General features: G+C 64.1%; 20 protein-coding genes. 15 read left to right on the forward strand and 5 right to left on the reverse strand.

The annotated features are described in order from the left end of the window. Positions 1 to 27: 27 nt before the first annotated feature. Positions 28 to 1,122: a chorismate synthase gene (gene aroC, locus FG13_RS06455; protein ID WP_035819465.1), complete on the reverse strand. Its 1,095-nt coding sequence runs from the start codon at positions 1,120 to 1,122 to the stop codon at positions 28 to 30. A gap of 420 nt (positions 1,123 to 1,542) precedes the next feature. Between aroC and FG13_RS06460 the strand changes: the two genes are divergently transcribed. Beyond that, positions 1,543 to 3,804, forward strand: coding sequence for a putative bifunctional diguanylate cyclase/phosphodiesterase (locus FG13_RS06460; RefSeq protein WP_035819468.1), 2,262 nt, complete (start codon positions 1,543 to 1,545; stop codon positions 3,802 to 3,804). Between the two features lie 69 nt (positions 3,805 to 3,873). Here FG13_RS06460 and FG13_RS06465 read toward each other — a convergent pair whose 3' ends face one another. Both FG13_RS06465 and FG13_RS06470 read right to left on the reverse strand, forming a co-directional pair. Next, complete coding sequence (locus FG13_RS06465; RefSeq protein ID WP_010398828.1) at positions 3,874 to 4,320, reverse strand: CBS domain-containing protein; 447 nt, start codon at positions 4,318 to 4,320, stop codon at positions 3,874 to 3,876. A 128-nt stretch (positions 4,321 to 4,448) separates the two neighbouring features. Beyond that, positions 4,449 to 5,072 (reverse strand): 2OG-Fe(II) oxygenase, encoded by a 624-nt coding sequence (locus FG13_RS06470; protein WP_035819472.1) that lies wholly within the window; start codon positions 5,070 to 5,072, stop codon positions 4,449 to 4,451. Between the two features lie 296 nt (positions 5,073 to 5,368). Here FG13_RS06470 and FG13_RS06475 point away from each other — a divergent pair, with 296 nt between their 5' ends. Genes FG13_RS06475 through FG13_RS06495 form a run of 5 tightly spaced genes read left to right on the forward strand, consistent with a single transcriptional unit; the run spans position 5,369 to position 11,300 of the window. Continuing rightward, positions 5,369 to 6,679: an O-acetylhomoserine aminocarboxypropyltransferase gene (locus tag FG13_RS06475; protein WP_035819475.1), complete on the forward strand. Its 1,311-nt coding sequence runs from the start codon at positions 5,369 to 5,371 to the stop codon at positions 6,677 to 6,679. Between the two features lies 1 nt (position 6,680). After that, positions 6,681 to 7,493 (forward strand): alpha/beta fold hydrolase, encoded by an 813-nt coding sequence (locus tag FG13_RS06480; RefSeq protein ID WP_035819478.1) that lies wholly within the window; start codon positions 6,681 to 6,683, stop codon positions 7,491 to 7,493. A 34-nt stretch (positions 7,494 to 7,527) separates the two neighbouring features. Continuing rightward, a complete protein-coding gene (locus FG13_RS06485; RefSeq protein ID WP_035819481.1) occupies positions 7,528 to 8,934 on the forward strand; it encodes a PoNe immunity protein domain-containing protein in 1,407 nt (468 codons plus the stop codon). 29 nt (positions 8,935 to 8,963) lie between these two features. Further along, a complete protein-coding gene (locus FG13_RS06490; RefSeq protein WP_035819483.1) occupies positions 8,964 to 10,964 on the forward strand; it encodes a DUF6630 family protein in 2,001 nt (666 codons plus the stop codon). 21 nt (positions 10,965 to 10,985) lie between these two features. Beyond that, entirely contained in the window at positions 10,986 to 11,300 is a 315-nt protein-coding gene (locus FG13_RS06495; protein ID WP_035819485.1) for a hypothetical protein, read from the forward strand. A gap of 7 nt (positions 11,301 to 11,307) precedes the next feature. On the opposite strand, the gene FG13_RS06500 is transcribed toward FG13_RS06495, so the two are convergent. After that, positions 11,308 to 12,684, reverse strand: a complete 1,377-nt coding sequence (locus tag FG13_RS06500) for a YihY family inner membrane protein (RefSeq protein WP_051958651.1) — start codon at positions 12,682 to 12,684, stop codon at positions 11,308 to 11,310. A 67-nt stretch (positions 12,685 to 12,751) separates the two neighbouring features. Between FG13_RS06500 and wrbA the strand changes: the two genes are divergently transcribed. From wrbA to FG13_RS06545, 9 genes are read left to right on the forward strand one after another with little or no spacing between them, the layout of a single operon-like run. Further along, positions 12,752 to 13,360 (forward strand): NAD(P)H:quinone oxidoreductase, encoded by a 609-nt coding sequence (gene wrbA / locus FG13_RS06505; RefSeq protein WP_035827487.1) that lies wholly within the window; start codon positions 12,752 to 12,754, stop codon positions 13,358 to 13,360. Beyond that, positions 13,360 to 13,770 carry a DUF2069 domain-containing protein gene (locus tag FG13_RS06510; protein WP_035827488.1) on the forward strand — a complete coding sequence of 137 codons (411 nt, stop codon included), beginning with the start codon at positions 13,360 to 13,362 and terminating at the stop codon, positions 13,768 to 13,770. Before wrbA ends, FG13_RS06510 begins: the two co-directional genes overlap by 1 nt. Beyond that, positions 13,767 to 15,182: an FAD-binding oxidoreductase gene (locus FG13_RS06515; protein WP_035819487.1), complete on the forward strand. Its 1,416-nt coding sequence runs from the start codon at positions 13,767 to 13,769 to the stop codon at positions 15,180 to 15,182. The genes FG13_RS06510 and FG13_RS06515 overlap by 4 nt, the downstream gene beginning before the upstream one ends. Further along, positions 15,179 to 15,607: a DUF4124 domain-containing protein gene (locus FG13_RS06520; protein WP_152598701.1), complete on the forward strand. Its 429-nt coding sequence runs from the start codon at positions 15,179 to 15,181 to the stop codon at positions 15,605 to 15,607. Before FG13_RS06515 ends, FG13_RS06520 begins: the two co-directional genes overlap by 4 nt. Continuing rightward, positions 15,595 to 18,186: an FtsX-like permease family protein gene (locus tag FG13_RS06525; RefSeq protein ID WP_051958654.1), complete on the forward strand. Its 2,592-nt coding sequence runs from the start codon at positions 15,595 to 15,597 to the stop codon at positions 18,184 to 18,186. The genes FG13_RS06520 and FG13_RS06525 overlap by 13 nt, the downstream gene beginning before the upstream one ends. After that, positions 18,186 to 19,262 carry a lipocalin-like domain-containing protein gene (locus FG13_RS06530; protein WP_035819493.1) on the forward strand — a complete coding sequence of 359 codons (1,077 nt, stop codon included), beginning with the start codon at positions 18,186 to 18,188 and terminating at the stop codon, positions 19,260 to 19,262. Before FG13_RS06525 ends, FG13_RS06530 begins: the two co-directional genes overlap by 1 nt. 50 nt (positions 19,263 to 19,312) lie before the next feature. Next, positions 19,313 to 21,166, forward strand: a complete 1,854-nt coding sequence (locus FG13_RS06535; protein ID WP_035819497.1) for an ABC transporter transmembrane domain-containing protein — start codon at positions 19,313 to 19,315, stop codon at positions 21,164 to 21,166. Positions 21,167 to 21,177: 11 nt separating this feature from the next. Next, on the forward strand, positions 21,178 to 21,852 hold the full coding sequence (gene leuE / locus FG13_RS06540; protein ID WP_035819503.1) for a leucine efflux protein LeuE: 675 nt from the start codon (positions 21,178 to 21,180) through the stop codon (positions 21,850 to 21,852). A gap of 9 nt (positions 21,853 to 21,861) precedes the next feature. Then, positions 21,862 to 22,953: a threonine aldolase family protein gene (locus FG13_RS06545; RefSeq protein WP_035819505.1), complete on the forward strand. Its 1,092-nt coding sequence runs from the start codon at positions 21,862 to 21,864 to the stop codon at positions 22,951 to 22,953. 137 nt (positions 22,954 to 23,090) lie between these two features. Here the strand turns inward: FG13_RS06545 and FG13_RS06550 are convergent, their stop codons facing one another. Further along, positions 23,091 to 24,533 carry an OmpP1/FadL family transporter gene (locus FG13_RS06550; RefSeq protein ID WP_035819507.1) on the reverse strand — a complete coding sequence of 481 codons (1,443 nt, stop codon included), beginning with the start codon at positions 24,531 to 24,533 and terminating at the stop codon, positions 23,091 to 23,093. Between the last annotated feature and the right edge of the window lie 4 nt (positions 24,534 to 24,537).

Genomic DNA, 24,537 nt, shown 5'->3' on the forward strand with positions numbered 1-24,537 from the left:
ATCCAACAACATTCAACTTACTTCAACTTACTTCAACTTCGGCGTATTCACGCTGACATCGCCGCATTGCGCGCGGTGCATCAGGGCGTGGTCGATCAGCACCAGCGCCAGCATGGCTTCGGCGATGGGCGTGGCGCGGATGCCCACGCACGGGTCGTGGCGGCCAAACGTTTCCACCATCACGGGATTGCCTTCTTTATCGATCGAGCGGCGCGGCGTGCGGATCGACGACGTCGGCTTGATGGCGATCGAGACACTGATATCCTGCCCCGTCGAAATGCCGCCCAGTACGCCGCCGGCGTTATTGCCGATAAAGCCTTCCGGCGTCAGTTCGTCGCCGTGCTCGGAACCTTTTTGCGCCACCGAATCGAAACCGGCGCCGATTTCCACGCCTTTGACCGCATTGATGCCCATCATGGCGTAGGCGATGTCCGCGTCGAGCTTGTCGTAGATGGGCTGGCCCAGGCCGACGGGCACGTTTTGCGCGATCACGTCGATGCGCGCGCCGATGGAATCGCCGTCGCGGCGCAACTGGTCCATGGCATCTTCCATGCGCGCGATCAGGTCCGCGTCGCCGCTGGCGGCAAAGAACGGATTCGCATGCACGTGCTCCCACGACTGGAACGGCACGGGAATGTCGCCCAGCTGGCTCATGCAGCCCTTGAACGTGGTGCCGTATTGCTGCAGCAGCCATTTCTTGGCAATCGCCGCCGCGCCGACCACGGGCGCCGTCAGGCGCGCCGACGAACGCCCGCCGCCGCGCGGATCGCGCACGCCGTATTTATGCCAGTAGGTATAGTCGGCATGGCCGGGGCGGAAGCTTTCCGCGATATTGCCGTAATCCTTGCTGCGCTGGTCTTCATTGCGGATCAGCAGCGCGATGGGCGTACCCGTCGTCACGCCCTGGTACACGCCGGAGAGGATTTCCACCGTATCGGATTCCTGGCGCTGCGTCACATGGCGCGACGTACCCGGCTTGCGGCGGTCCAGCTCGGGCTGGATATCGGCTTCCGACAGGATCAATCCAGGAGGACAGCCATCGATCACGCAGCCGATGGCCGGGCCATGCGATTCGCCGAAAGTGGTAACAGTAAACAGCTTGCCAAAAGAATTGCCGGACATAGTAGGAAGTGTGAGGACTGGAAAACTCAATTCTACCAGCCTGCGGGGAATGCCATGCCGCAAATGCCACGCCAGGCCCCGATATTGCCCCACCCATCTCGCCATTTTAAAATCCCGCGTATTTTTTCATATAAAAAATACCAGAGATGAGTTGCAATCATGCAATACAAGAAATATTGCTCCACAGAATAGATTTAAAAAAACATTTTGCTTATTAAATAGCTATATACTTGGATCAAAGCGCGCCACACAATACTGATGTCAAACCGATTTGGACTGCGCCGAGAGCACGTCACAAATGCCCAGGGCTAGGCGTCGTTGCCGAAGACAGTACGCAAGTACGGCAAGGCAACGCAACAACGCCATGGACTTTTGCGACGCGCTCGTAAAAAATATCGAGTCATCCTGGAGAAGCTATACATGCCCGCACCGATCATCCCCCTTGACGCCAACAAGGACGATCACGACGACCTGGTATTCCTCGATGAACAACCAGCGGCGCCGCTGGCCGTCGCACCGCGCAGCGTCTGGCGGGTGATGATCATCGACGACGATGAAGACGTCCACTCCACCACCACTTTCGCCCTCGGCAACCTGGAAATGCAGCACCGCCCGCTGGAATTCGTGCATGCATATTCAGCCGGCCAGGCGCGCGAACTGCTCAAGCATGAAGACGACATCGCCGTCATCCTGCTCGATGTGGTGATGGAACAGGATGACGCCGGCCTGCACCTGGTGCGCTACATCCGCGAAACCCTGAAAATGACGGACGTACGCATCATCCTGCGCACGGGCCAGCCCGGCTATGCGCCGGAAATCGATGCCATCCGCGATTTCGACATCAACGACTACAAGACCAAGTCCGAACTGACGCGCATCAAGCTGTTTACGACGGTGACGGCCGCCATCCGCTCGTACGAGCAGATCCGTTCGATCAGCAGCAGCCGGCGCGGCCTGGACCGTATCGTCCACGCCAGCACGCAGCTGATGGCGCTGCATGGCGTGCAGAATTTCTCGGCCGGCGTGCTGGCGCAGATCGCCGACCTGCTGGGCATCCGCGCCGACGGCGTGCTGTGCGTGCAGGATTTGCAGGACAATGGCGCACGGGAACTGCTCGTCTCGGCCTGCACCGGCAGCTTTTCCAGCTTGCCGCACAGCGCGCTGTGCGGTCTGCAAAACCCGCGCGTGATGGCCGCCATCGAGCACACCCTGGCGCAGCGGCGCAATGTGTACGCGCACGACTACGCCACCCTGTACTTCGCGGGCAAGGCCAGCCGCGACGCGGCCGCCTACCTCGTGCTGCCGCGCCCCCTGTCGGCCATCGAAGAAAGCCTGCTGGAAGTCTTCTGCAGCAACGTCGCCGTGGGCCTGGACAACGTCGAGCTGGTGTCGCACCTGCACAATGCCGCCTTCTACGATCAATTGTCGAAGCTGCCCAACCGCACGCGCCTGGTGGAAATCCTCGACGCCACCCTGGCCGGCCCCGCGCGCGACGACGCCACCCTGTCGCTGGTGGACCTCGACCATTTTGCCGAGACCAATGACGCGCTGGGACACCAGTTCGGCGACATGCTGCTCGTGGCCGTGGCGGGACGCCTGCAAACCCAGCTGGGCCCCCAGCTGACGGTGGCGCGCCTGGGCGGCGACATCTTTTGCGTGCTGGGCGACTCCTCGCAAGTCAATCCTAACAACATCCTGGCCCTGTTCCAGGCGCCGTTCTGCATCGATGGGCAGGACGTGCAATTGTCCGCTACCCTGGGCCTGGTGCGGCTCGGCGAACATGCGGGCACGGGCGCTGATGCGCTGAAGGATGCCGATATCGCCCTGAAGCGGGCGAAAAGCCAGCAGCGCGCCGGGCACTTCTATTTCTCACGCAGCATGGGCATCGAAATCCGCGAACGAGTCCGCATGATGCACGCGCTGCGCACGGCCTTCAGCCAGGGCCAGCTGTTTGTCGTGTATCAGCCGCAGATCGACCTGACCACGCGCCGCCCCGTGGGCGCCGAAGCGCTGCTGCGCTGGCAGACACCGGACGGCAAGTTCATCTCGCCCGACCGCTTCATTCCGATTGCCGAATACTCGGGCATCATCATCGACCTCGGCGAATGGGTGCTGCGCACGGCGTGCCGCGAACTGGTGCTGCTGCGCGAGCAGGGCCACCGCAACTTCGTCATGTCCGTCAACGTGTCGCAAGTGCAGTTCCGCCACCCGCTGTTTTTGGACATGCTGCGCGCGGCGCTGGAAGAGACGCAGGCGCCGCCCGAGTTCATCGAACTGGAAATCACGGAATCGATGGCCATGGAAGAGCCGGACCTGCTGATCAAGATGCTGTGGCAGATCAAGCAGACGGGTGTCAGCATCGCCATCGACGACTTCGGCACGGGTTTTTCCTCGCTATCCTATTTGCAGCGCCTGCAGGTCGACCGCCTGAAAATCGACCGCGCCTTCGTCACCGAGATCACGGGATCGGCGCGCGGCAGCAGCATCGCCGAAATGGTCATCCAGCTGGGCCGCAACCTGGGCCTGGCCGTGATCGCGGAAGGCGTGGAAGACGAGCGGCAGGCGCAAATCCTGCAGGCGCTGGGCTGTCCGATGGCGCAAGGGTTCCTGTTCGCCCGCCCGATGACGGCCACGGCGCTGGGCACCTGGCTGAACAACGAGGCGCTGCAGGGGGCCGCATAGCCGCCGCCTTGGATCGTCAATGCAAAACGCCGGCGGTTGCCGGCGTTGTTTTTACTCGATGAGCGTAGCTTAATCGGTGGTTTCGGCCGGCCAGTCGCGGATGTACGCTTTCAGCATCTGGTTCTCGAAGCTTTGCGCTTCGAGCACGGCGCGCGCCACGTCGTAGAAGGAAATGACGCCCAGCAAGGTCTTGGCGTTCATGACGGGCAGGTAGCGCGCGTGTTTTTCCAGCATGATGCGGCGCACTTCGTTGACTTCCGTATCCGGTGTCACGGTAATCGGGTGGTCATCCATGTGCTTGCGCACGGTGCCGCCGCCGATCTGGCCCGCGTTTTCATGCAGCGCGTTGAGCACCTCGCGGAAGGTCAGCATGCCGACCAGGTCGCCAAATTCCATGACCACCAGCGAACCGATGTCTTTTTCAGCCATGGTATTGGCCGCGTCAAGCAGGGGCTGGTCAGGCGTGACCGTGTAGAGGATATTGCCCTTGACTTGGAGAATTTCAGATACTTTCATATTGGCCGTCCTGTCCGCGTGATTGGTATTTTAGTTATTCTAGCCCTTACTGCGACTGTAGCCTATGCCTGCGGAAAAATCCAGCCTTGCGCGCAATCAAATCGAGGGGGATTGCGCAGCACTTTGCATCACGCGCGGCGGCGGAACCAACCAGCTATGGAGAGACGCTCGCGCGCCGTCGGCAACACTTCGTGCAGCATCTCGCCCGACATGAACATGGCCATGCGCCCCGCTTGCGGCAAGATGTCCACCACGGGCGCGCCTTGCGGGTGCAGGCGCAGCGCGCCGCCGTGCCCGGGCAGCCAGTCGTCGTTCAGGTACAGCACGACGGACACGGTGCGCTTGTCGTCGTCGCGGAAACGGTCCAGATGGGCACGGTAAAAGGCGCCCGGCGCGTACAGGGCGAAATGGCTTTCGTATTCTTCCAGCCCCAGGAACAGCTCGCGGTTGAGCATGCAGCGCAGCGCTTCCATGTGTGCCAGGTAGCGGTCGCACGCCGCTGAGCGGCCCGTTTCCAGCCATTCGATATGGTCGCCGCGGATGTCCGGCTGCAGCAGCGGTGCATGGCCGCTGCCCACGCCGGCGCCCTTCATCTTGCCGCTGAGCATGGATTGCACGCATTCGGCGGCCAGTTGGCGGCTCAGTTCAGGGGAAATGAAATGCTCTTGCATGAGCCAGCCTGCGTGGCACAGGCCGTCGACTATAGATGGTCCGGGTACGGCGAGGTCGCCGTCGAACGATATTGCGGGCATAAAATCTTTCCTGGTGGACATGCGATGAGAGTTCGCCTGAAGCCCAGGATTTCGCTGGCACGTAGCAGCCTTCCCTGCGGCGCGGCGCACGCGCACAGGTCAAACAGCCCGAATATCGCTGATCCGATATCCTACCACCGCCACACCGCGCCGGTCACTTTTTTTACACTGCAGGTTACACGCCAGCTGAGCCTGACCGTCCGCCAGCACGGCGCCATGCGCCCTGCACGGGAGCCCTTTTGCTCAGAGGTAAATCAGGTTACGATCTTGCCACTATAAAACTTGGCGGAGACACCATGAGCGGCCCGAAATACCCCGGTTTCGATACCTTATCCCTGCATGCGGGCGCCGCGCCCGACCCGGCCACGGGCGCGCGCGCCACGCCCATCCATTTCACGTCCTCGTTTGCCTTCAAGAGCTCGGAACATGCGGCTTCGCTGTTCAATATGGAGCGGGCCGGCCACGTCTACTCGCGCATCTCGAATCCCACCAACGCCGTGCTGGAAGAACGCATCGCCGCCCTCGAAGGGGGTGTGGCCGGCATCGCCACGGCCAGCGGCCAGGCCGCCATGCATCTTGGTTTATCTACCATCGCCGGCGCCGGTTCGCACATCGTTGCCTCACGCGCCCTGTACGGCGGCTCGCACAACCTGCTGGCCTACACCTTGAAACGCTTCGGCATCGAGACGACGTTTGTCGACCCGCGCGACGTGGACGCCTGGCGCGCCGCCATCCGCCCAACTACAAAAGTGCTGTTCGCGGAAACCCTGGGCAATCCGGGCCTCGACGTGCTCGACATCCCGCAAATTGCCGCGCTGGCGCACGAACACCAGTTGCCGCTGATGCTCGATTCGACGTTTACCACGCCGTATTTGCTGCGCCCCTTCGAGCATGGCGCCGACCTGGTGTTCCACTCGGCCACCAAATTCCTGTGCGGGCATGGCACGGCCATCGGCGGCCTGCTCGTCGATGGCGGCACCTTCGACTGGCAAACGGCATACGACAAGACGGGGCGTTTCGCCGAACTGTGCGAGCCGTATGACGGCTTCCACGGCATGGTCTTCGCCGAGGAATCGACGGTAGCGCCGTTCGCCCTGCGCGCGCGGCGCGAAGGCTTGCGCGATTTCGGCGCCGTCATGAGCCCGCACAATGCCTTCGCCATCTTGCAGGGCATCGAAACCCTGGGCTTGCGCATGGACCGCCACGTGGCCAATACGCGCAAAATCATCGACTTTTTGCTGGCCAATCCGGCCGTCGAATCCGTGTCCTACCCCGAACTGCCGTCGCATCCCGACTATGAACTGGCGAAAACCCTGCTGCCGAAAGGCGCGGGCGGCGTGTTCACCTTCCGCCTGCGGGGAGACCGTGCAGCGGGCCAGCGCTTTGTCGACAGCCTCAAGATTTTCTCGCACCTGGCCAATGTGGGCGACGCCAAGTCGCTCGTCATCCACCCCGCCTCCACCACGCATTTCCGCGTGCCCGACGACCAGTTGGCGCAGGCCGGCATCACGCAGGGCACCATGCGTTTGTCCGTCGGCCTGGAAGACGCCGATGACTTGATCGAAGACCTGGCCCGCGGCCTGAAACTGTCGCAGAAAGGCGCCTGAGATGCTGCTCACCATCGACAACACCACTGCTTACTGCTACACGGGTGGCAAACCGTTCAACCCGAACCAGCCGACGGCCGTCTTCATCCACGGCGCGCAGAATGACCATTCCGTGTGGGCCCTGCAGACGCGCTATTTCGCTCATCACGGGTGGAACGTGCTGGCCGTGGATTTACCGGGCCACGGGCGCAGCCTGGGCGCGGCGAAAACCACGGTGGAAGAGCTGGCGCGCTGGATACTGGCCGTGCTGGACGCTGCCGGCGTGGTCAAGGCCATGCTGGTCGGCCACAGCATGGGCTCCCTGATAGCGCTGGAAGCGGCATTCCTGGCGCCCGAAAGGATCAGCCACCTTGCCATGCTGGGTTCCACCTACCCGATGAAAGTCTCGCCGGCGCTGCTGGAAACGTCGCTCAACGATGAACAGGCGGCCATCGACATGGTCAATATCTGGTCGCATTCGTCGATCGCGCAAAAGCCGTCGTTCCCCGGCCCCGGCTTTTACGCCATGGGCGGCGCGCGGCGCTTGAAACAGCGCATCGCCGCCCTCAACCCCGATCACGTGTTTCACACGGATTTTTTTGCCTGCAATGCCTACGCGAACGGCGAAATCGCCGCCGCTTCGGTACACTGCCCCACTTTATTCATTTTCGGCGCGCGCGACATGATGACGCCGCCCAAATCGACCCGCTTGCTCACGTCTGCCATCGCGCATGGCACGGTGGTGCAGGTCGACAGCGGGCACGAATTGATGGCCGAGCAGCCCGACGCCGTGCTCGACGCGCTGTTTGCGTTTGCGCAAACGGCAGCGGCATAAGCACCGGCCATACGGCTTTTTTTAGGATGGATGCATGATGTTATTGAATACCCTGCACGATGAATTGACTGGCCGAGGCAGCGGCACGGAAGCCCAGCGGCACGAACGCTACGACTGGCTGGAACAGCTGCGCTGCACGAACCCGGACGCGGACGAAGGCGGCCCCATGGCGGGCATCCCCGGCCACCACTGGTACCGGCTGCCGCAGGCGCTCGTCGTGGCAGGCCAGCACACGGACCTGCTGGTCGGCACAATGAACGCGCAATACCTGGTGTTCGCGGGCCGCCACGCGGCAGCCTTCGCGGCCGAACTGGGCCTGCAATACGACGCCAACAACCGCATCGACCGCCCCGGTGGCCTCGACGAACTGCTCGATGCCTACGAAGAACAGGAGGACGGCAGCTGGGCGACCTTGCCGAATGAAGCGCCAGCGGCACCGCTGGCCGGCTGGGACGATGTGTACTTCCGCGTGCGCGACCTGAGCGACGGCAGGACCATCCAGAGCGTGACCACCATCGCGTATGAAAGCAGCCGCTTTCCCGGCTATACCATGCTGGGCACAACCCTGGTGGGCGCCGGCGCCATCGCGCACGACGACGAAACGGCGCAATATCTGCAGCAAATCTTCGCCGACTGGGCCATCCAGCGCGAATACGCCGCCACCTGCCCGGTTGCATCCACGCCCTGGCCCCACGCGCCGCGCCAGGTGCCGCCCGAGACGTTCGGCATTGCGTTCGACTTTAGCCGCAACCTCGCTTACCTCGACGCCCTGTTGGCCGCCTACGGGCGCGCGCAGGCGCAGGCGGAAATCGATGGCGGCGACGCGGCCTACTGGGCGTGCGCGGCCGCCAGCACGGCTTACCAGGTCTTCTCGCTGCGCTACACGGCGGGCTTGCCCTTGCCTGACGTGGAACCGGCGCTGGAAACGGCCGTCGCCGCCTGCGAAACGGCGCGCGCGGCCCTGGCCGCAGCCTACGATGACGATGCTTTGCCCGCCTTTGATTTCGAACAATTGACGGATTACGCGCGCACCCTGCAGTTGCTGGGCGCGACCCTGCTGTTCGGCCGCCACGACCTGGCTGCCCGCCTGGCCGCCCTGCAGACGGCCTTCGATGGCGAAGATGGCGTGTACGAGGCGCTGCTGTCGACCATCGATCCCCAGCGTCCAGCCGTCGACGAATGGTATTTCGCCGAACCCTATTCATCCCTGTTCGAGTGCCTGGATGCGGACGATCCCGCGCAGCAGCTCGAGCACCTGCAACACTACCTGGCCAGCTGGCACGGCGCACTGGTGCGCGAAGACTGGTTCAACGGCCATTTGCGCGCGCAAGGCTTGGGCGGTTACTACGGCCTGTGGGCCTTCGAGGCGGCCGTCGCGGCCAAACACCTGGGACTGGATCGCGGCGCGCTGGCCCACTGGGTCATGCCGCCAGCACCCTGAATCCCCCGTTCACTTTCAGACAAATATCAATGATCAATACCGCAGCCCTGTTCAGCACTGCCTTTTTACCCGGCCAAGCCGGCTTCGACACCGACACGATCACCGGCCTGGCCGAGTGGCGGCTGGACACGCCGATGCTGTTCAAGCTGCTCATCGGCGCCGGCACGCAGACCACCGCCTGGCCAATCTACGGCGATGGCGAAGACTGCCCCTGCGTGCTGGCCGCACCGATGGCGCAGGCGCAGGCCAGCTGGCAAGCCTTGTCCGCGCTGATGGACAAGCCGCGCGACGCGGCCGCCATTGTCGCGCGCGGCGCCATTAGCGCCCTGCTGGCGGGCGGCCAGCCATGGCTGATCCTCGATGGCGTGCAACTGATCCCGCACGATATCGGCACGCCGGACTACGCGGCCGGGCTCGACGCCCTGCGCGCCGAGGCGCAAGCCTTGCACTCTGCCCTGCTGCGCGGCGACCGGGAAGCGCTGGCGCCGCTGCTGGCCGCTGGCGCCGCATCGCCTGCCACCGGCTACTGGTCGGCCACGGCCAGCGCGCAACTGGCCGATGTCGAGGAACTCGGCGCGGACGAACTGCCGTTCCTGCAAGGCCTGGAAGTGGTGGGCTGGGAAGAAGACGCGCTGTGCTATGAAGTGAGCACCGCCGGCGAACCGGACGTCACCGGCCTGGTCACGCCGTATGGCCGCTGGATCGTGCCGCTGTCGCAGCGCTATGTGGATCTGGGCGTTTATTATGCGGACGATGGCTGGATCACCTTTGCCACGGCGGACGCGCCCGACGCGCACGGCGTGCTGGACCTCAACGGCATGCTGGTGCTGCCGCCCGCCCCCGGCGCCCTGTACGTGATCAGCCCCCATCTGCTGCAGCAAATCGATCCGGACGGCGCCAGCCGCTTGCTGCGCCTGCCCGACGGCGCGCTGCTCATCGACAGGGTGGATAACATATGCCTGCGCAACGATGGCTTGATCGACATCGAGCGCCAGAGAGACAAGACAGACGATGACAAAAACCGCAATGTGTATGGCGTGGTCGACAAAATGGGCAAGGTCGTGGTGCCACCCGCCTACAGCTCCGTGCAGGATGTCGGTACGAAGAAGAAAATCGCCATCGTCAGCCAGCGCATCGATGGCCGCTTCCTGTTTGGCCTGGTCAATAGCCAGGGCGAGCTGCTGGCGCCTTGCCAGTACGAGGCCATCGACTGCGCCACCACCTCGTCGCCGCCAAAATTGCGCAAGAACCGGATCTTCGCCATCGACGCGCAAGGTCTCGCGTGCATGCTGACCCTGGATGGAAAACAGGCTTTCACGCCCCTGTATCCGCCCGCCCACCATTTGCGCGGCGTCGCCGTGCAAAGCGATTTTTTATATGTCGTCAAGGATGGCATGGCCTGGAGCATGGATTTCACTGGCCAGTTGCTGGAGCAGTTCGACACCGTGGAAAACTTCAAGGCGGCGATCACGGCCCAGTTGAGCGAGTCTATAGGCCTGGGAAAGAAAAAGCCCGCCAAGCGCCGCAGCTTCACGCCCGCGCAAATCCTGGCCAAGGCCGACCGCGAGCAATTGCGCGCCATGGCCGCCCTGCTCTTGCAAGGCGATGCGGAGCTGGCCACGCGCTGCGTGGACATCACGCTGGAAGAACTGGCGCAGGACGACCCGGAAGAAGAATACGAAGGCGATACGCCCGAAGCGGCCTGCTTCTTCCTGCTCTGGTCGACGGCCGCCGATGTGCTGGGCCACGGCGCCACGCTGGACTGGAAATCGGTCGATGAAGTGCCGCGCATCGCCCAGCATATCGGCCTGCCCGCGCTACAGGACTTCCGCTGGGCGCAGCGCGAAGATGGCGACGCGATGGCCGACGGCCTGGCCGCCATTGCCGCCCACCTGGCGTCGCACCAGCTGCGCCTGGTCAACCTGCACGGCGACGAGGACACCTATTATCTGGGCGTGGTGCGCGCGCAGGATGCGACCGCGTTCCAGGCGGTGGCGCTGCAGGCGGCCTTGCGGCCCGTGCTACTGTGATTTTTGCAAGGCAAGGTATCCATGCACGCGAAAAAATTCATCGATGACGTCGTCGCATCCAATGCGTCGCTACTGGCGCTATATGCGCAGGGATGCGAGGGACAGACCCGGCTTGGCGCCCTGCTCGACGAACTGGCACTGGCCGATGGCCAGCGCGAACAAGTCTTGGCCCTGATCAAGCTGGCGATCGATGACGCCACATACCAGCTGGTGTGCGGCATCGAGGGCAGCGCCTCGCTCGGCGACAGCCAGCAGGATTACACCCTGCTCGACGAAGAGGGCAATACGCTGACGGACGCGCTCGATGTCCTGCTGTACGAGCGGCTCAACCCCTGATTGCCAATCAGGCGCAGCGCACGCCCCCGAAATGCTGGGCCAAAGTCAGGCCCAGCCCCTGCTCCACAGCGTTTTCCACCTGCGCCGCCAGCGCGGCCGCTTCTTCGGCCGCCTTGATGTCGCGTTCATTCGTGGAACCGGCCGGATAGCCGGAGTTCACGCGCATGCCGCCGAAGACAAACAGGCGGTAGACATCGGCCAGGCTGATGCGGTTGACATTGCCCAGCAAGACCCAGTGGTCGGAACTGTCGGCCACGCGCTTGCCCCACTGGACCCGCACGGCGCCATCCACGTTAACTCGTCCTACCCAGCCCTGCTGCACCATCTTGTCGAGCAGGGTTTCCATTTCTTCAAAGCCCAGGCGCGTGCTGCGGCGAATTTCCGCCGCGCCCACCAGGGCCGAATCGGCGCAGTGACAGGCCTGGTGCAGCACTTTCAGGATGGCCACGGCGTCGACGAATTCACTGCCCGGCGCCGCCTCGTACCACCAGCGTTCATATTTCACGACGGGCAAGGCGGCCACCAGCAAGGCGCCCACCAGGGTGATCATCCAGCTCAGGTATATCCATACGAGGAACAGCGGCAAGGCGGCCAGCGCGCCGTAGATGCGCGAATACGTGGGGAATTCCTGGATGAATTCGCCGAAGCCGCGCTTGGCCACCTCGAACGCCAGCGCCGCCAGCAAGCCGCCCCAGGCCGCGTCGCGCCAGTCCACGTCGCGGTTCGGCACGGCGATGTAGAGCAGGGTAAACGCCAGCATGGTCAGGCCGATCGACACCAGGGTATAAAACACGGCGCCGATGAAAGGTACGGCGCCCACCACGCCGCTGGTGGCCATGAAGAGGCGCGAGGTCACCGTCAGCGACACGCCCACCAGCAGCGGCCCCAGGGTGACGATGGCCCAGTAGACTAGCAGACGCTTGGTCCAGCGACGTTCCTGGCGCACTCTCCAGATGCGGTTGAAGACGCGCTCGATCAAGCCCATCATGCCCACCGACGTGACGATCAGCGCGCCCGCGCCGATGGCCGACAGGCGCGTGGCCTTCGAGGCGAACGTGGTCAGATAATCGAGGATGGTGTTCGATATGCCCTTGGGCATGACGCTTTGCACGAAATAGTCTTCCAGCGCGTGGCGGAAGGTATTGAATAGCGGGAAAGTGGTGAAGATCGCCAGCGCGAGGGTCAGCAGCGGCACCAGCGCAAACACGGTGGCAAACGTCAGGCTGCCGGCCACTTGCGGCAGGCTTTCCTCGCGCACGCGGCGGCGCGCGAACTGCAGCAGGTCGCGCGTTTCGGACCATGTCAGGCCACGCACAATGTCGGCACCGATGTGCAGGGTGCGCCACAGGTATTGAAAGATGGGGATTATATATTTTGAAAACATGTGCAAAATCAGAACGGCGCCATGACAGCAGTCGTATCAGGCTGTAAAGCGCCCTATAATACCAATGATGAAGCCAACCAATCTGATTATTCTCGTATTGTTTTATTCACGCCATGGCGCCACGCGCCAGTTGGCCGAGCTGATAGCCCAGGGAGTGGAAAGCGTGCCTGGCTGCGATGCGCGCCTGCGCACCGTCCCCGCCGTCTCCACCGTGGCCGAGGCGACGGCGCCGGAAGTGCCGCCCGATGGCGCGCCTTATGTGGAACTGGACGACTTGCAGGAGTGCGCGGGCCTGGCCCTGGGCTCGCCCACGCGCTTCGGCAACATGGCTGCCGCCATGAAGTACTTCTGGGATGGCACGGCCAGCGACTGGCTGGCCGGCAGCCTGTCCGGCAAGCCCGCCTGCGTGTTCACGTCCACTGGCAGCCTGCATGGCGGCCAGGAATCGACCCTGCTGTCGATGATGATTCCCCTCTTCCACCACGGCATGCTGGTCATGGGCCTGCCCTACACGCATCCCGAACTGATGACGACGTCCACGGGCGGCTCGCCGTATGGCGCCACGCACTGGTCGGGCATCGACGGCGACAAGGCCCTGAGCGACGATGAAAAGCGATTGGCCATCGCCCTGGGCCGGCGCCTGGCGGAAAACGCCGCGAAACTGGCAGGCGCATGATGCACGGCGTACTGCACAAGTATTTTCACTGGGGCGCCATCGCCAGCCTCGTCACCCTGATCGTCTGGTGCGTGCTGTGGGAAACCGTCGTCGCGCCGCTGCAGCCGGGCGGCTCCTGGGTCGTCCTGAAGGCCGCGCCCCTGCTCATCCCACTGTACGGCGTCATCAAGCGCGACGTCTACACCCTGCAATGGTCGTCGATGGTGATCCTGCTGTATTTTACGGAAGGCGTGGTGCGCGGCTACAGCGACACGAACCCCACCTCGGCCCTGATGGCCTGGGGCGAAGCGGCCATCGTCTGCATCTATTTTGTCTGCGCCGTGCTGTACCTGCGTCCTTACAAAAAGGCCGCCAAGCGCATGGCCAAAGAGCTGCTGGAAAAAGTGACTAAAGTGAGTATCAAGAAATGACTGAAAAAGCCGATTTTCTCGCCGCCTGCCGCGAACTGCTGGGCGAAGCCTACGTACTCACCAACGACGCCGACACGGCGCCCTTCCTCACCGACTGGCGCGACCGGTTCACGGGCAAGGCCCTGGCCGTGCTGCGCCCCGCCACGGTGGAACAGGTAGCAGGCGTGCTGCGCGCCTGCACGCAATGGCAGGTGCCCGTCGTGCCGCAAGGCGGCAACACGGGCCTGGTCCTGGGCAGCATCCCGGACGCCGCTGGCACGGCCGTCGTGCTGTCGCTGGCGCGTTTGAACAGCATCCGCGCGCTCGACCCCGTCAACCGCACCATCACGGTGGACGCGGGCTGCATTTTGCAAACCATCCAGGAAGCGGCCAGTGCCGCCGGCTGTTTGTTCCCCCTGTCGCTGGCGGCCGAAGGCAGTTGCACCATCGGCGGCAACCTGGCCACCAACGCGGGCGGCACGGCCGTGCTGCGTTACGGGAACACGCGCGAGCTGTGCCTGGGCCTGGAAGTGGTCACGCCGCAGGGCGAAATCTGGAGCGGCTTGCGCGGCCTGCGCAAGGATAATACGGGCTACGATTTGCGCGACCTGTACATCGGCGCCGAAGGCACCCTGGGCGTCATCACGGGCGCGGTGATGAAACTGTACCCGCAGCCAAAAGCGTGCATCACGGCGCTGGCCGCCATGCCTACGCCCGCCCACGCCCTGCGTTTATTAAGCCTGATGCAGGACCATTGCGGCGCCAGCCTGACGGGTTTTGAACTGATGTCGCAATACTGTTTGCAACTGGTGGCGGAGCAGTTTCCACAGCTGCCGCGGCCTTTCGCCGAAGCCCACGGACAGTACGTGCTGCTGGAATTATCGAGCAGCCAGTCCGAGGCGCACGCCGTGGAATTGCTGGAAGCGAGCATCGGCGCGGCCCTGGAAGATGAGTTGATAGCCGACGCCGTCGTCGCCAGTTCCGTGGCGCAGTCCGAGGGACTATGGCAGCTGCGCGAGCACATCCCGCTGGCGCAGGCGCAGGCGGGCAAGAACATCAAGCACGATATCTCGCTGCCGATTTCCTGCATCGCCGATTTCATCAGCGTCACGGATGCGGCATTGGCAACGGCCTTCCCCGGCTGCCAGCTCGTGTGCTTCGGCCACCTGGGAGACGGCAACCTGCATTACAACGTGGCGCCGCCGTTCGGCATGACGGACCGTGACTTCCTGGCCAACCAGGATGCCATCAACCGCATCGTGCATGACCAGGTCCATGGCTTTGGCGGTTCGATTTCGGCCGAACACGGTATCGGCGCCCTGAAAAAAGCGGATCTCGCCCGCTACAAGTCGCCGCTGGAACTGCAGCTGATGCGCGCTGTCAAACAGGCGCTGGACCCGCAGAACATCATGAATCCGGGGAAGATATTGTGAGATCGCCGTCCCTCCTGCTCTGCGCCATGGCCTTGCTGGCCGGCTCCGCCAGTGCGCAGGACGTCTACAAATGCGTGCAGGATGGCTACACCAGCTATAGCGCCACGCCCTGCACGGCCGGCCAGCTGCAAATCCTGGAAATCCCCTCGCCGCCGCCGGCCGTCGACAAGGGCGCGGCCACGCGCCAGGAACGGGTGGCCAGCCAGCTGGAAGCGGCACGCAAGAAACAGGAAAAACTGGTAGACCAGGCGCGCGAGCGGGCCGCCAAACAGAAGGAAGCGCGCGACAAGCATTGCGCCCAGCTGCGCCTGGAACAGAAATGGGCGGCGCAGGATGCCGTCGGCGCAGGCGACAAAAACCGCGATGCCGCGCAACTGAAAGCGCGGCGCGCCGGCGAACGCCTGGCCGTCGAATGCTTGAATTGAGTGCGCCGGCAGCAAATCCCGCGGGCACGCGCCTGCTGTCGCGCTGGCTGCTGCTGGGCGAGTGGCGCGCGCATCCCGTGCGCGCCTTCGTCGCCATCCTCGCCATCGCCATCGGCGTGTCGCTGGGCTTTGCCATCCACCTGATCAACGCGGCCGCCTTCAATGAATTTTCCACGGCCGTCAAAAGCCTGTCCGGCCAGGCCGACGTGCAGGTGGCCGGGCGCGAAGCGCTGTTCGACGAAGCCGTCTACCCGTGGCTGGCACAGCGCGACGGCGTGGCCGTGGCTTCGCCCGTGCTGGAACTGCAAGCCGGCGTGGCCGGCAAGCAGGACGGCGGCCCGCTGCACATCCTGGCGCTCGACGTCTTCCGCGCCGGCTTCATCTCGCCCGACCTGATCGGCGCGCCCGCCGAAGGCCAGCCTTTCGACACCCTGGCCGACGACGCCATTTTCCTGTCACCCGCCGCCCTGCGCTGGCTCAAGGTGGCCGAAGGCGACAGCATCGCCCTGCAATCGGGCACGGGCACGGTGGCGCTGCGCGTGGCAGGTTCGCTGCAGCGGGCGCGCGCCGGCCAGCGTATCGCCGTGATGGATATCGGCGCGGCGCAGTGGCGCTTTAACAAGGTGGGCAAGCTGTCGCGCATCGACTTGAAACTGCGCCAGGGCGTCAACCGCGACGCCTTCCAGGCGGACCTGGCGCGCACACTGGAAGCGCAGTATCCGGGGCGTTTCCAGGTGGGCCAGCCGAATGACGAAAACCAGAATAGCCGCAACAATAACCTCAGCCGCGCCTACCGGGTCAACCTGACGGTGCTGGCCCTGGTGGCCCTGTTTACGGGCGCCTTTTTGGTCTTTTCCACGCAGGCGCTGTCCGTCATCCGACGCCGCGGCCAGTTCGCGCTGCTGCGCGTGCTGGGCATGGAGCGGGGCCAGTTGCTGCGCCAGGTGCTGCTGGAAGGCGCCAGCCTCGGTGTCGTCGGTGCGGCGCTGGGCATCGCTGGCGGTTACGCCATGGCCGCCGTGGCCCTGCGCTTCTTCGGCGGCGACCTGGGCGCCGGCTATTTCGCGGGCGTGCAGCCGCAGGTGCAGTTCACGCCCGTCGCCGCCTGCGTGTATTTCGCGCTGGGCCTCGGTGTCGCCCTGCTGGGCTGCGCCGCGCCCGCGCTGGAAGCGGCCCGCGCGGCCCCCGCCATCGCCCTGAAATCGGGCAGCGAAGAAGTCGTGACGACGCGCCTGGCGAAAACCTGGCCGGCGCTGGCTTGTCTGCTGCTGGCTGGCGCATTGACATTCCTGCCGCCCGTGTTCGAACTGCCGCTGTTCGGCTACCTATCCATCGCGCTGCTGCTGATCGGCGCCATCGCCCTGATGCCGCAGTTGGCCGCCGTCGTCTTCCGCTTCCTGCAGCGTGCCTGGCTGCGCACGGAAACGAGCAAACATGCGCCCGTGCGCAGCCTGACCCTGGCACGCCTGGCCAACGCCTCGGGCCAGGCCGGCATCGCCCTCGGCGGCGTGCTGTCGAGCTTTAGCCTGATGGTGGCGATGGCCATCATGGTGTCGAGTTTCCGCGTCTCCGTCGACGACTGGCTGCTGCAGATCTTGCCGGCCGACGTGTATGCGCGCACGGCCGCCAGCGGCGGGACGGCCGGTTTGAATCCGCGCGAACAGGCCAGCATCACCGCCCTGCCCGAGGTGGCCAGGGTGGATTTCCAGCGCGTGCGCTCGCTGTCGCTGGCGCCCGACCGCCCGAATGTGGCGCTGCTGGCCCGCCCCATCAATTTGCCAGACCCGGGCAAGAGCATGGTACTGGTGGGCGACACGCTGCCCGTGCCGGCAGGCAGCCGGCCCGTGTGGCTGTCCGAAGCGGCGGCCGACCTGTACAACGTCAAACCGGGTCAGCAGATCGACCTGCCGCTGGCGGGTGGCTTGCACAAGTTCTTCGTTGCCGGCATCTGGCGCGATTACGCGCGCTCGTCCGGCGCCATCCAGATGCCGCTGGACGACTACCGCGCGCTGACCGGCGACAATGACGTGAGCGACGCGGCCCTGTGGCTGGCCAAGGACACCACGGGCGACGCGCTGCAGCAACGCCTGAAAGCGCTGCCGTTTGGCGCCAGCCTGGAAGTGTCGAACCCCTCCGCCATCCGCGCCCTGAGCCTGCAGATTTTCGACCGCAGCTTCGCCGTCACGTATCTGCTGGAAGCCATCGCCATCGTCATCGGCCTGTTCGGCGTGGCCGCCACGTTTTCGGCCCAGACCCTGGCGCGCGCGCGCGAATTCGGCATGCTGCGCCACGTGGGCGTGACGCGCGGGCAGATCTTGTCCATCCTGGCGATCGAAGGCGGCGCACTGACGGCGCTGGGCATCGCCACCGGCTTTGTCCTGGGACTGTTGATCAGCTTTGTGCTGGTCTTCATCGTCAACCCGCAATCGTTCCACTGGACCATGCAACTGCACCTACCGTGGCCATTGATCGCCACCGTGGCCGGCGCCCTGCTGACGGCAGCCGCCGCCACGGCGCTGATCGCGGGCAGGCAAGCCCTGTCCGCTGGCCCCATCCGCGCCGTCAGGGAGGACTGGTAATGCGCCGTGTTTTTATGTTGTTGTTGACGCTGGCCTTGCCTGCCCTGGCCGCGCCGCCCGCCTTCGCCCCCGTCACGCCGCTGCCGGCTGGCCAGACCTTGCGCCTGCCGCACGACTTCGGCGCCCATCCCGCCTATAAAACGGAATGGTGGTACGCCACGGGCTGGGTCAAAACCGCAGGCGGCGAGCAACTGGGCTACCAGGTGACCTTCTTTCGCAGCGCCACGGCTACCGATACGCTGAACCCTAGTGCGTTCGCGCCGAAACAGCTGATCATCGGCCATGCGGCCCTGTCGGACCCGAAGGTGGGCAAGCTGCTGCACGACGAGAAAAGCGCGCGCGAGGGCTTCGGCCTGGCTTACGCCAAGGTGGGCGACACGGACGTCAAACTCGACGACTGGCGCATGCAGCGGCACAAGGACGGCAGCTACCGGGTCAGCCTGGCCGCGCGCGAATTCAACTTGCAGCTGACCCTCGCGCCCACCCAGCCCGTGCTGCTGCAGGGCCAAGGCGGCTATTCGCGCAAGGGCGCGCGTCCCGCGCAATCGAGCTACTACTACAGCGAACCGCAGCTGCGAACCACGGGCACGATCGCGCGCGCGGGCGGCAAGGCCGAAGCCGTGACGGGCACCACCTGGCTCGATCACGAGTGGTCCAGCCAGGTGCTCGATGCGGACGCCAGTGGCTGGAACTGGATAGGCGCCAACCTCGATGACGGCGGCGCCCTGATGGCCTTCCAGATCCGCAGCAAGACAGGTGCTAAACTATGGGCGCACGCGACATGGCGCGATGCCTCCGGCAAGATGACGCAGTTCGCGCCCGGCGACGTCGATTTCACGCCCACGCAGCTGTGGCGCTCACCCCGCACGCAGGCCGAATACCCGGTCGCCACGGAGATCCGCACGGGTCCCACGCGCTGGCAGATCAAGCCGCTGCAGCCAGACCAGGAGCTTGATTCGCGCCGTTCGACGGGGGCCGTATACTGGGAAGGCGACGTGACCGTGGAGCGCGATGGCCAGCCGGTCGGCCGCGCCTACCTGGAAATGACGGGCTACGTGCAGCCGATGAAGTTATAAGCAATTGTAAATAAGCAATACCAGATACAGTAAATACTAAGCGAAAAACAATGACAACCAGCACAGAAACAGGCAACACGAGCACCACCGCAACCACACTGTCCCCCGACACCGGCACCAGCCGCGAGCTGAAAAAAGGCAGCCTGGCCGCCTTCAAGGGCTTGATGCCCTTTTTGACGCCGTACCGCAAGCAGTTCTTCCTGGCCGGTATCGCGCTGGTGGTGGCCGCCGCCTCGACCCTGGCCATTCCTGCCGCCTTCAAGCAGATGATCGACCTCGGCTTCGGTGGCGCGGCCGGCTCCAAGAGCATCCAGCACGTCGACCTGGTCTTCCTGGCCCTGTTCGGCGTCGCGTCCATTCTGGCGCTGGCCACGGCGGCGCGTTTCTATACGGTGTCATGGCTGGGCGAGCGGGTCACGGCCGACATCCGCAGCGCCGTGTACCGCCACGTCGTCACGCAAAGTCCCGCCTTCTTTGAGACCACGCAGACGGGCGAAGTCCTGTCGCGCATCACCACCGACACGACCTTGATACAGGCCGTCGTCGGCACCAGCATCTCGATGGCGCTGCGCAATGTGCTGCTGTTCCTGGGCGGCCTGGTGATGCTGTTCGTCACCAGCGCCAAGCTGGCCGGCATCATCATCGGCCTGTTGATCCTGGTGGTAGTGCCCATCATCGTGTTTGGCCGCAAGGTGCGCAAGCTGTCGCGCGACTCGCAAGACCGTATCGCCGACGCGTCGGCCATGGCTGGCGAAATCTTCAACGCCATGCCCACCGTGCAGGCATTCACGCACGAGAAAATCGAATCGAAACGCTTCGGCGACTCCGTCGAAGGCGCTTTCATGACGGCCATGCGCCGCATCCGCGCCCGCGCCTTGCTGACCATGATCGCGATTTTGCTGGTCTTCGGCACCATCGTCTTCGTGCTGTGGCTGGGGGCGCGCGCCGTGCTGGAAGGCTCGATGACGGGCGGAGATCTGGGCCAGTTCATCCTGTACGCCTCCATCGTGGCTGGCGCCATCGGCGCCCTGTCTGAAGTCATGGGCGAAGCGCAGCGCGCCGCCGGCGCCACCGAACGCCTGCTGGAACTGATGGCCCTCAAATCGGACATCGAGTCGCCTGCCACGCCGCTGCCGCTGCCCGCCCGCGCAGCAAGGGGCGCCGCGCTGTCGCTCGACGACGTCCTGTTTTCATATCCGTCACGCCCAGATACCGCGGCGCTCGATCACGTCAGCCTCGACATCCGCGCCGGCGAAACGGTGGCCGTCGTCGGTGCGTCGGGCGCCGGCAAGACCACCCTGTTCCAGCTGTTCCTGCGTTTTTATGACCCGCAAAGCGGCAGCATCCGCCTCGATGGCGTGGATATCAAACAGCTCGACCTGCACACCCTGCGCGACGCCATCGGCATCGTGCCGCAAGACACCGTGATCTTCTCGGCCGACGCCATGGAAAACATCCGCTATGGCCGCGCCGGCGCCAGCGATGAAGAAGTGATCGCGGCCGCGAAAATGGCGGCCGCCCACGAATTCATCGAGCGCCTGCCGAACGGTTACAAATCCTTCCTCGGCGAACGCGGCGTGCGTTTGTCCGGCGGCCAGCGCCAGCGCATCGCCATCGCCCGCGCCCTGCTGAAAAACCCGCCGCTGCTGCTGCTCGATGAAGCGACCAGCGCGCTGGACGCGGAATCGGAACGCCTGGTGCAAAAAGCGCTGGAAGCGGCCATGATTGGCCGCACCACCGTCATCATTGCGCACCGCCTGGCGACAGTACAACGGGCCGACCGCATCATCGTCATGGAAGACGGCAAGATCGTCGAGATGGGCACACATGCGTCGCTCGTCGCAATGAAAGGTATTTACGCCAACCTGGCGGCCCTGCAATTCCATCACGCACAAATCAATTAAACAGAACCATCATGAACGCACTTTTCCACGCCAACCTGGGCATCACCGATTTCTGGACCTTTTTATTGGGGACCATCTTCATCGTCATCCTGCCCGGCCCCAATTCCATGTACGTGCTGTCGGTCGCCGCGCAACGTGGCGTTCGGCCCGCCTACCAGGGCGCCTTCGGCATCTTCGCCGGCGACCTGATTTTGATGGTGCTGTCGGCCTGCGGCGTGGCCTCGCTGCTGAAAGCCAGCCCGGCCCTGTTCTACGTCGTGAAATACATCGGCGCGGCCTACCTGGGCTGGATCGGCCTGCAAATGCTGATCGGCTGCTGGCGCAAGCTGCGCGCGCCCGCGCCGGTCGATGGTGAAGCGCCTGCCGCGCCAGCGTCCGTCAAGGAAAGCGATCCATTCCGCAAGGCGCTGATCATCAGCCTGATGAATCCGAAAGCCATCCTGTTCTTCATCTCGTTTTTCATCCAGTTCGTCGACCCGGCCTTCCCGAATCCCGTGCTGTCCTTCGTCGGCCTGGGCCTGATTTGCCAGGTGATCAGTTTTACCTACCTGACGGCCATCATCTTTGTCGGCGCGCGCCTGGCCGACACCTTCCGCCGCCGTCGCCGCCTGTCGGCCGGCATGGGCGGCGGCGTGGGCGCCATGTTCATCGGCTTCGGCGCGAAACTGGCCACGGCCACCCTGTAAGGAATTACCGTGAACGAGCTCGAACTGCGCCAGCGCTGCCATACCGTCCTGCCGGGCCACCGCCAACCGACGCCTGCGGCCACCTTCGCCGCCATGGCCGCCTGGTGCGAGGCCAACGATGTGGCGCACGATACCTATGGCGAAGGCGCGCTGATCGAACAGTTCGAGAACAAGATCGCCGGCCTGCTCGGCTTCGAGGCGGCCGTGTTCTGCATCACGGGCACCATGACGCAGGTCACCGCCCTGCGCCTGGCATGCCAGGACCGGGGCTCGCCCCTGGTGGCGCTGCATCCGACTTCGCACATCCTGCGCCACGAGCGGGGCAACCATGAATTGCTCGATCACTTCAAGGGCTTGATGCTCGGCGACCCGCACCGTCCGTGGACGGTGGACGATTTGCGCGCCGTGCCCGATCAACTGGGCGCCGTGCAGTTGGAGTTGCCAATGCGCGAAATCGGCGGCCAGTGCCCGTCGTGGGACGCATTGAACGACATCAAGCGGCACTGCCGCGAGCACAACATCCATTTGCACATGGATGGCGCGCGTCTGTGGGAGGCGCAAGCAGGTTTCCAGCAGTCCCTGCCCGCCATCTGCGACGGTTTTGATTCCGTGTACGTGTCGCTGTACAAGGGCATCGGCGGCCTCGGTGGCGCCATGCTGGCCGGCAGCCGCCCCTTTGTGGAACGGGCGCGCGAATGGTTCCGCCGCCAGGGCGGCAATATCCTGCACCGCACGCCCTACGTGGTGGCCGCCGCCATGCAGTTCGACGCGCGCATCGCCGCCATGCCGCGGTATTTTGGGCGCACCCAGTGGCTGTACGCGCTGCTGCGCGATTTTCCATCGATAGCCGTCAATCCCGCCCAGCCGCAGGCCAACATGCTGCACCTGCATTTGCCCGTCTCGCGCGAGCGGGCCATCGCCATCCGCAACCAGGTGGCAGAAGACCACGGCATCTGGCTGTTCGGCCGCGCCAGCCACGCTGCGCTACCCGGGCACAGCGTGGTGGAATGGTATGTGGGAGATAACTTGCTGGAACTGCCGGACGACAGCGTGCGGCTGGCCTTGACCTTGCTGGACCAGGCGATGCGCATCAAAGCCTGAGCGGCGTTGGTCGGGGTAGGTCGGGTTAGCGCGCAGCGCGTAAGCCGACAACTTCCGAAAACCCATGCACCCCAAAAAAAAGCGCCCGAAGGCGCTTTTTTCATTTCATGGCGGCCGGGTTGGCCGCCACTACCTGCTTAGAACTTGTAGTTGTAAGCGAGACCGATCAACTGCATGCGGGTCTTGAACAGGCCCTTGGTGGTTTCACCGTTGCCGGTGCAGCCAGTCTTGACAGGCGAGCAGTCGTTTGTGTAATTGACAGCAGCATCCTTGAAGTCGATATAGCTGTAGGCCAGGTCGATCGAGGAATTGGCGTTCAGCTTCCAGTTCGCGCCGATCGAGTACTGCATGCGGTCGCTGTCCGGCAGCGCTGGGTGGCGCAACTCGGCGCTGCGCACTGGCGCCTGGTCATGCGCGATACCGGCGCGCAGCAGCAGGTTTTCGCTGTATTTGTAGTTAGTGCCCAGCGACACGCGGTAGGTATCTTTCCAGTTCTGGCGAATGCGCTCGGCGCCTTCAGCCGTCGGCGGGAACTGGATGTCCAGGTTTTCCAGGCGCGAAGTGCGGGTCCAGGTGACGTCACCCATCAGGGCCCAACGATCATCCATCTGGTGGAAGGCGTTGACCGACAGGGTTTCCGGCGTGCGCAATTCCACCAGCGCCTTGGAATTGACCTTGTTCGAGGCCTTGGCGATGAAGGCGTTCACGGCCGGGTTGCTCGTCACTTGCGAGAAGTCCCAGATGGTGCTGCCTTTCAGCTGGTGCGAAATCGACGAGCGGTAAGCGATACCGAAACGCGTTCCTTCGTTCAGCTGGTACAGATAGCCGAGGTTGAAGCCAAAGCCCCAGTCATGGCCATCCATCGACGCGTGGCCGTCATTGATCTGTCCCTGCAGCGCAGTTCTCGCGGAGACAAACGCTGCCATGCCCTGCGTTTTCAGGATATTGCCGAGGAAGGCCGTCGATGCGGCTGGCGCTTTCTCGCCCAGGAAAGCAACCGTGCCCGGCACGTCCACGCCCTGGCCCAGTTCCGCCTTCATGTATTCGGCCGTTACGCCAAAACCGAACGAGTGATGCTGGTCCAGCTTGAACGACACGGAAGGATTCAGAGCGATGGCTTCAAGCTTGATATTGGTGATCGCATAACGGCCATGCCAGTCATTGCCATAGTCGAGCTTGGCGCCATACGGCACGAACAGGCCGGCACCCACAGTCCATTGATCATTGATCTTTTTGCTGGCATACAAGGCAGGCGCCACCACCGCATCCGGGGCGTAATCCTTGGTGGCCGTGAATGGCGTACGGTTACCCTTCCAAAACTGCTGCGAGCCCGTGTCCTGGTAGGTCGAATGCGGTACCACCAAAGTGCCGCCACCGACGAACTGCGTGCCTTCCAGGCGCGACAGGCCGGCAGGGTTGTAGAAAATGGTCGACGCGTCGGCCGCTTCGGCGCCGCTGGCGTCGGCCGTGCCCTGGGCGGAAACGCTTTGCGAACCGAAACGGTAGCCCGATGCTTGTGCTGTGGAGGAAATGCCGGCGAACGCGGCAACGATCAGGAGGGGCAGATATTTATGTTTCAAGTTG

Source organism: Janthinobacterium sp. RA13, assembly GCF_000745325.1.
GTDB classification, from domain to species: Bacteria; Pseudomonadota; Gammaproteobacteria; order Burkholderiales; family Burkholderiaceae_D; genus Janthinobacterium; species Janthinobacterium rivuli.

Bases quoted from the DNA above. Each gene is read 5' to 3' on its own strand.
- aroC (WP_035819465.1), bottom strand. From the start codon at position 1,122: ATGTCCGGCAATTCTTTTGGCAAGCTGTTTACTGTTACCACTTTCGGC.
- FG13_RS06460 (WP_035819468.1), top strand. From the start codon at position 1,543: ATGCCCGCACCGATCATCCCCCTTGACGCCAACAAGGACGATCACGAC.
- FG13_RS06465 (WP_010398828.1), bottom strand. From the start codon at position 4,320: ATGAAAGTATCTGAAATTCTCCAAGTCAAGGGCAATATCCTCTACACG.
- FG13_RS06470 (WP_035819472.1), bottom strand. From the start codon at position 5,072: ATGCCCGCAATATCGTTCGACGGCGACCTCGCCGTACCCGGACCATCT.
- FG13_RS06475 (WP_035819475.1), top strand. From the start codon at position 5,369: ATGAGCGGCCCGAAATACCCCGGTTTCGATACCTTATCCCTGCATGCG.
- FG13_RS06480 (WP_035819478.1), top strand. From the start codon at position 6,681: ATGCTGCTCACCATCGACAACACCACTGCTTACTGCTACACGGGTGGC.
- FG13_RS06485 (WP_035819481.1), top strand. From the start codon at position 7,528: ATGATGTTATTGAATACCCTGCACGATGAATTGACTGGCCGAGGCAGC.
- FG13_RS06490 (WP_035819483.1), top strand. From the start codon at position 8,964: ATGATCAATACCGCAGCCCTGTTCAGCACTGCCTTTTTACCCGGCCAA.
- FG13_RS06495 (WP_035819485.1), top strand. From the start codon at position 10,986: ATGCACGCGAAAAAATTCATCGATGACGTCGTCGCATCCAATGCGTCG.
- FG13_RS06500 (WP_051958651.1), bottom strand. From the start codon at position 12,684: ATGTTTTCAAAATATATAATCCCCATCTTTCAATACCTGTGGCGCACC.
- wrbA (WP_035827487.1), top strand. From the start codon at position 12,752: ATGAAGCCAACCAATCTGATTATTCTCGTATTGTTTTATTCACGCCAT.
- FG13_RS06510 (WP_035827488.1), top strand. From the start codon at position 13,360: ATGCACGGCGTACTGCACAAGTATTTTCACTGGGGCGCCATCGCCAGC.
- FG13_RS06515 (WP_035819487.1), top strand. From the start codon at position 13,767: ATGACTGAAAAAGCCGATTTTCTCGCCGCCTGCCGCGAACTGCTGGGC.
- FG13_RS06525 (WP_051958654.1), top strand. From the start codon at position 15,595: ATGCTTGAATTGAGTGCGCCGGCAGCAAATCCCGCGGGCACGCGCCTG.
- FG13_RS06530 (WP_035819493.1), top strand. From the start codon at position 18,186: ATGCGCCGTGTTTTTATGTTGTTGTTGACGCTGGCCTTGCCTGCCCTG.
- FG13_RS06535 (WP_035819497.1), top strand. From the start codon at position 19,313: ATGACAACCAGCACAGAAACAGGCAACACGAGCACCACCGCAACCACA.
- leuE (WP_035819503.1), top strand. From the start codon at position 21,178: ATGAACGCACTTTTCCACGCCAACCTGGGCATCACCGATTTCTGGACC.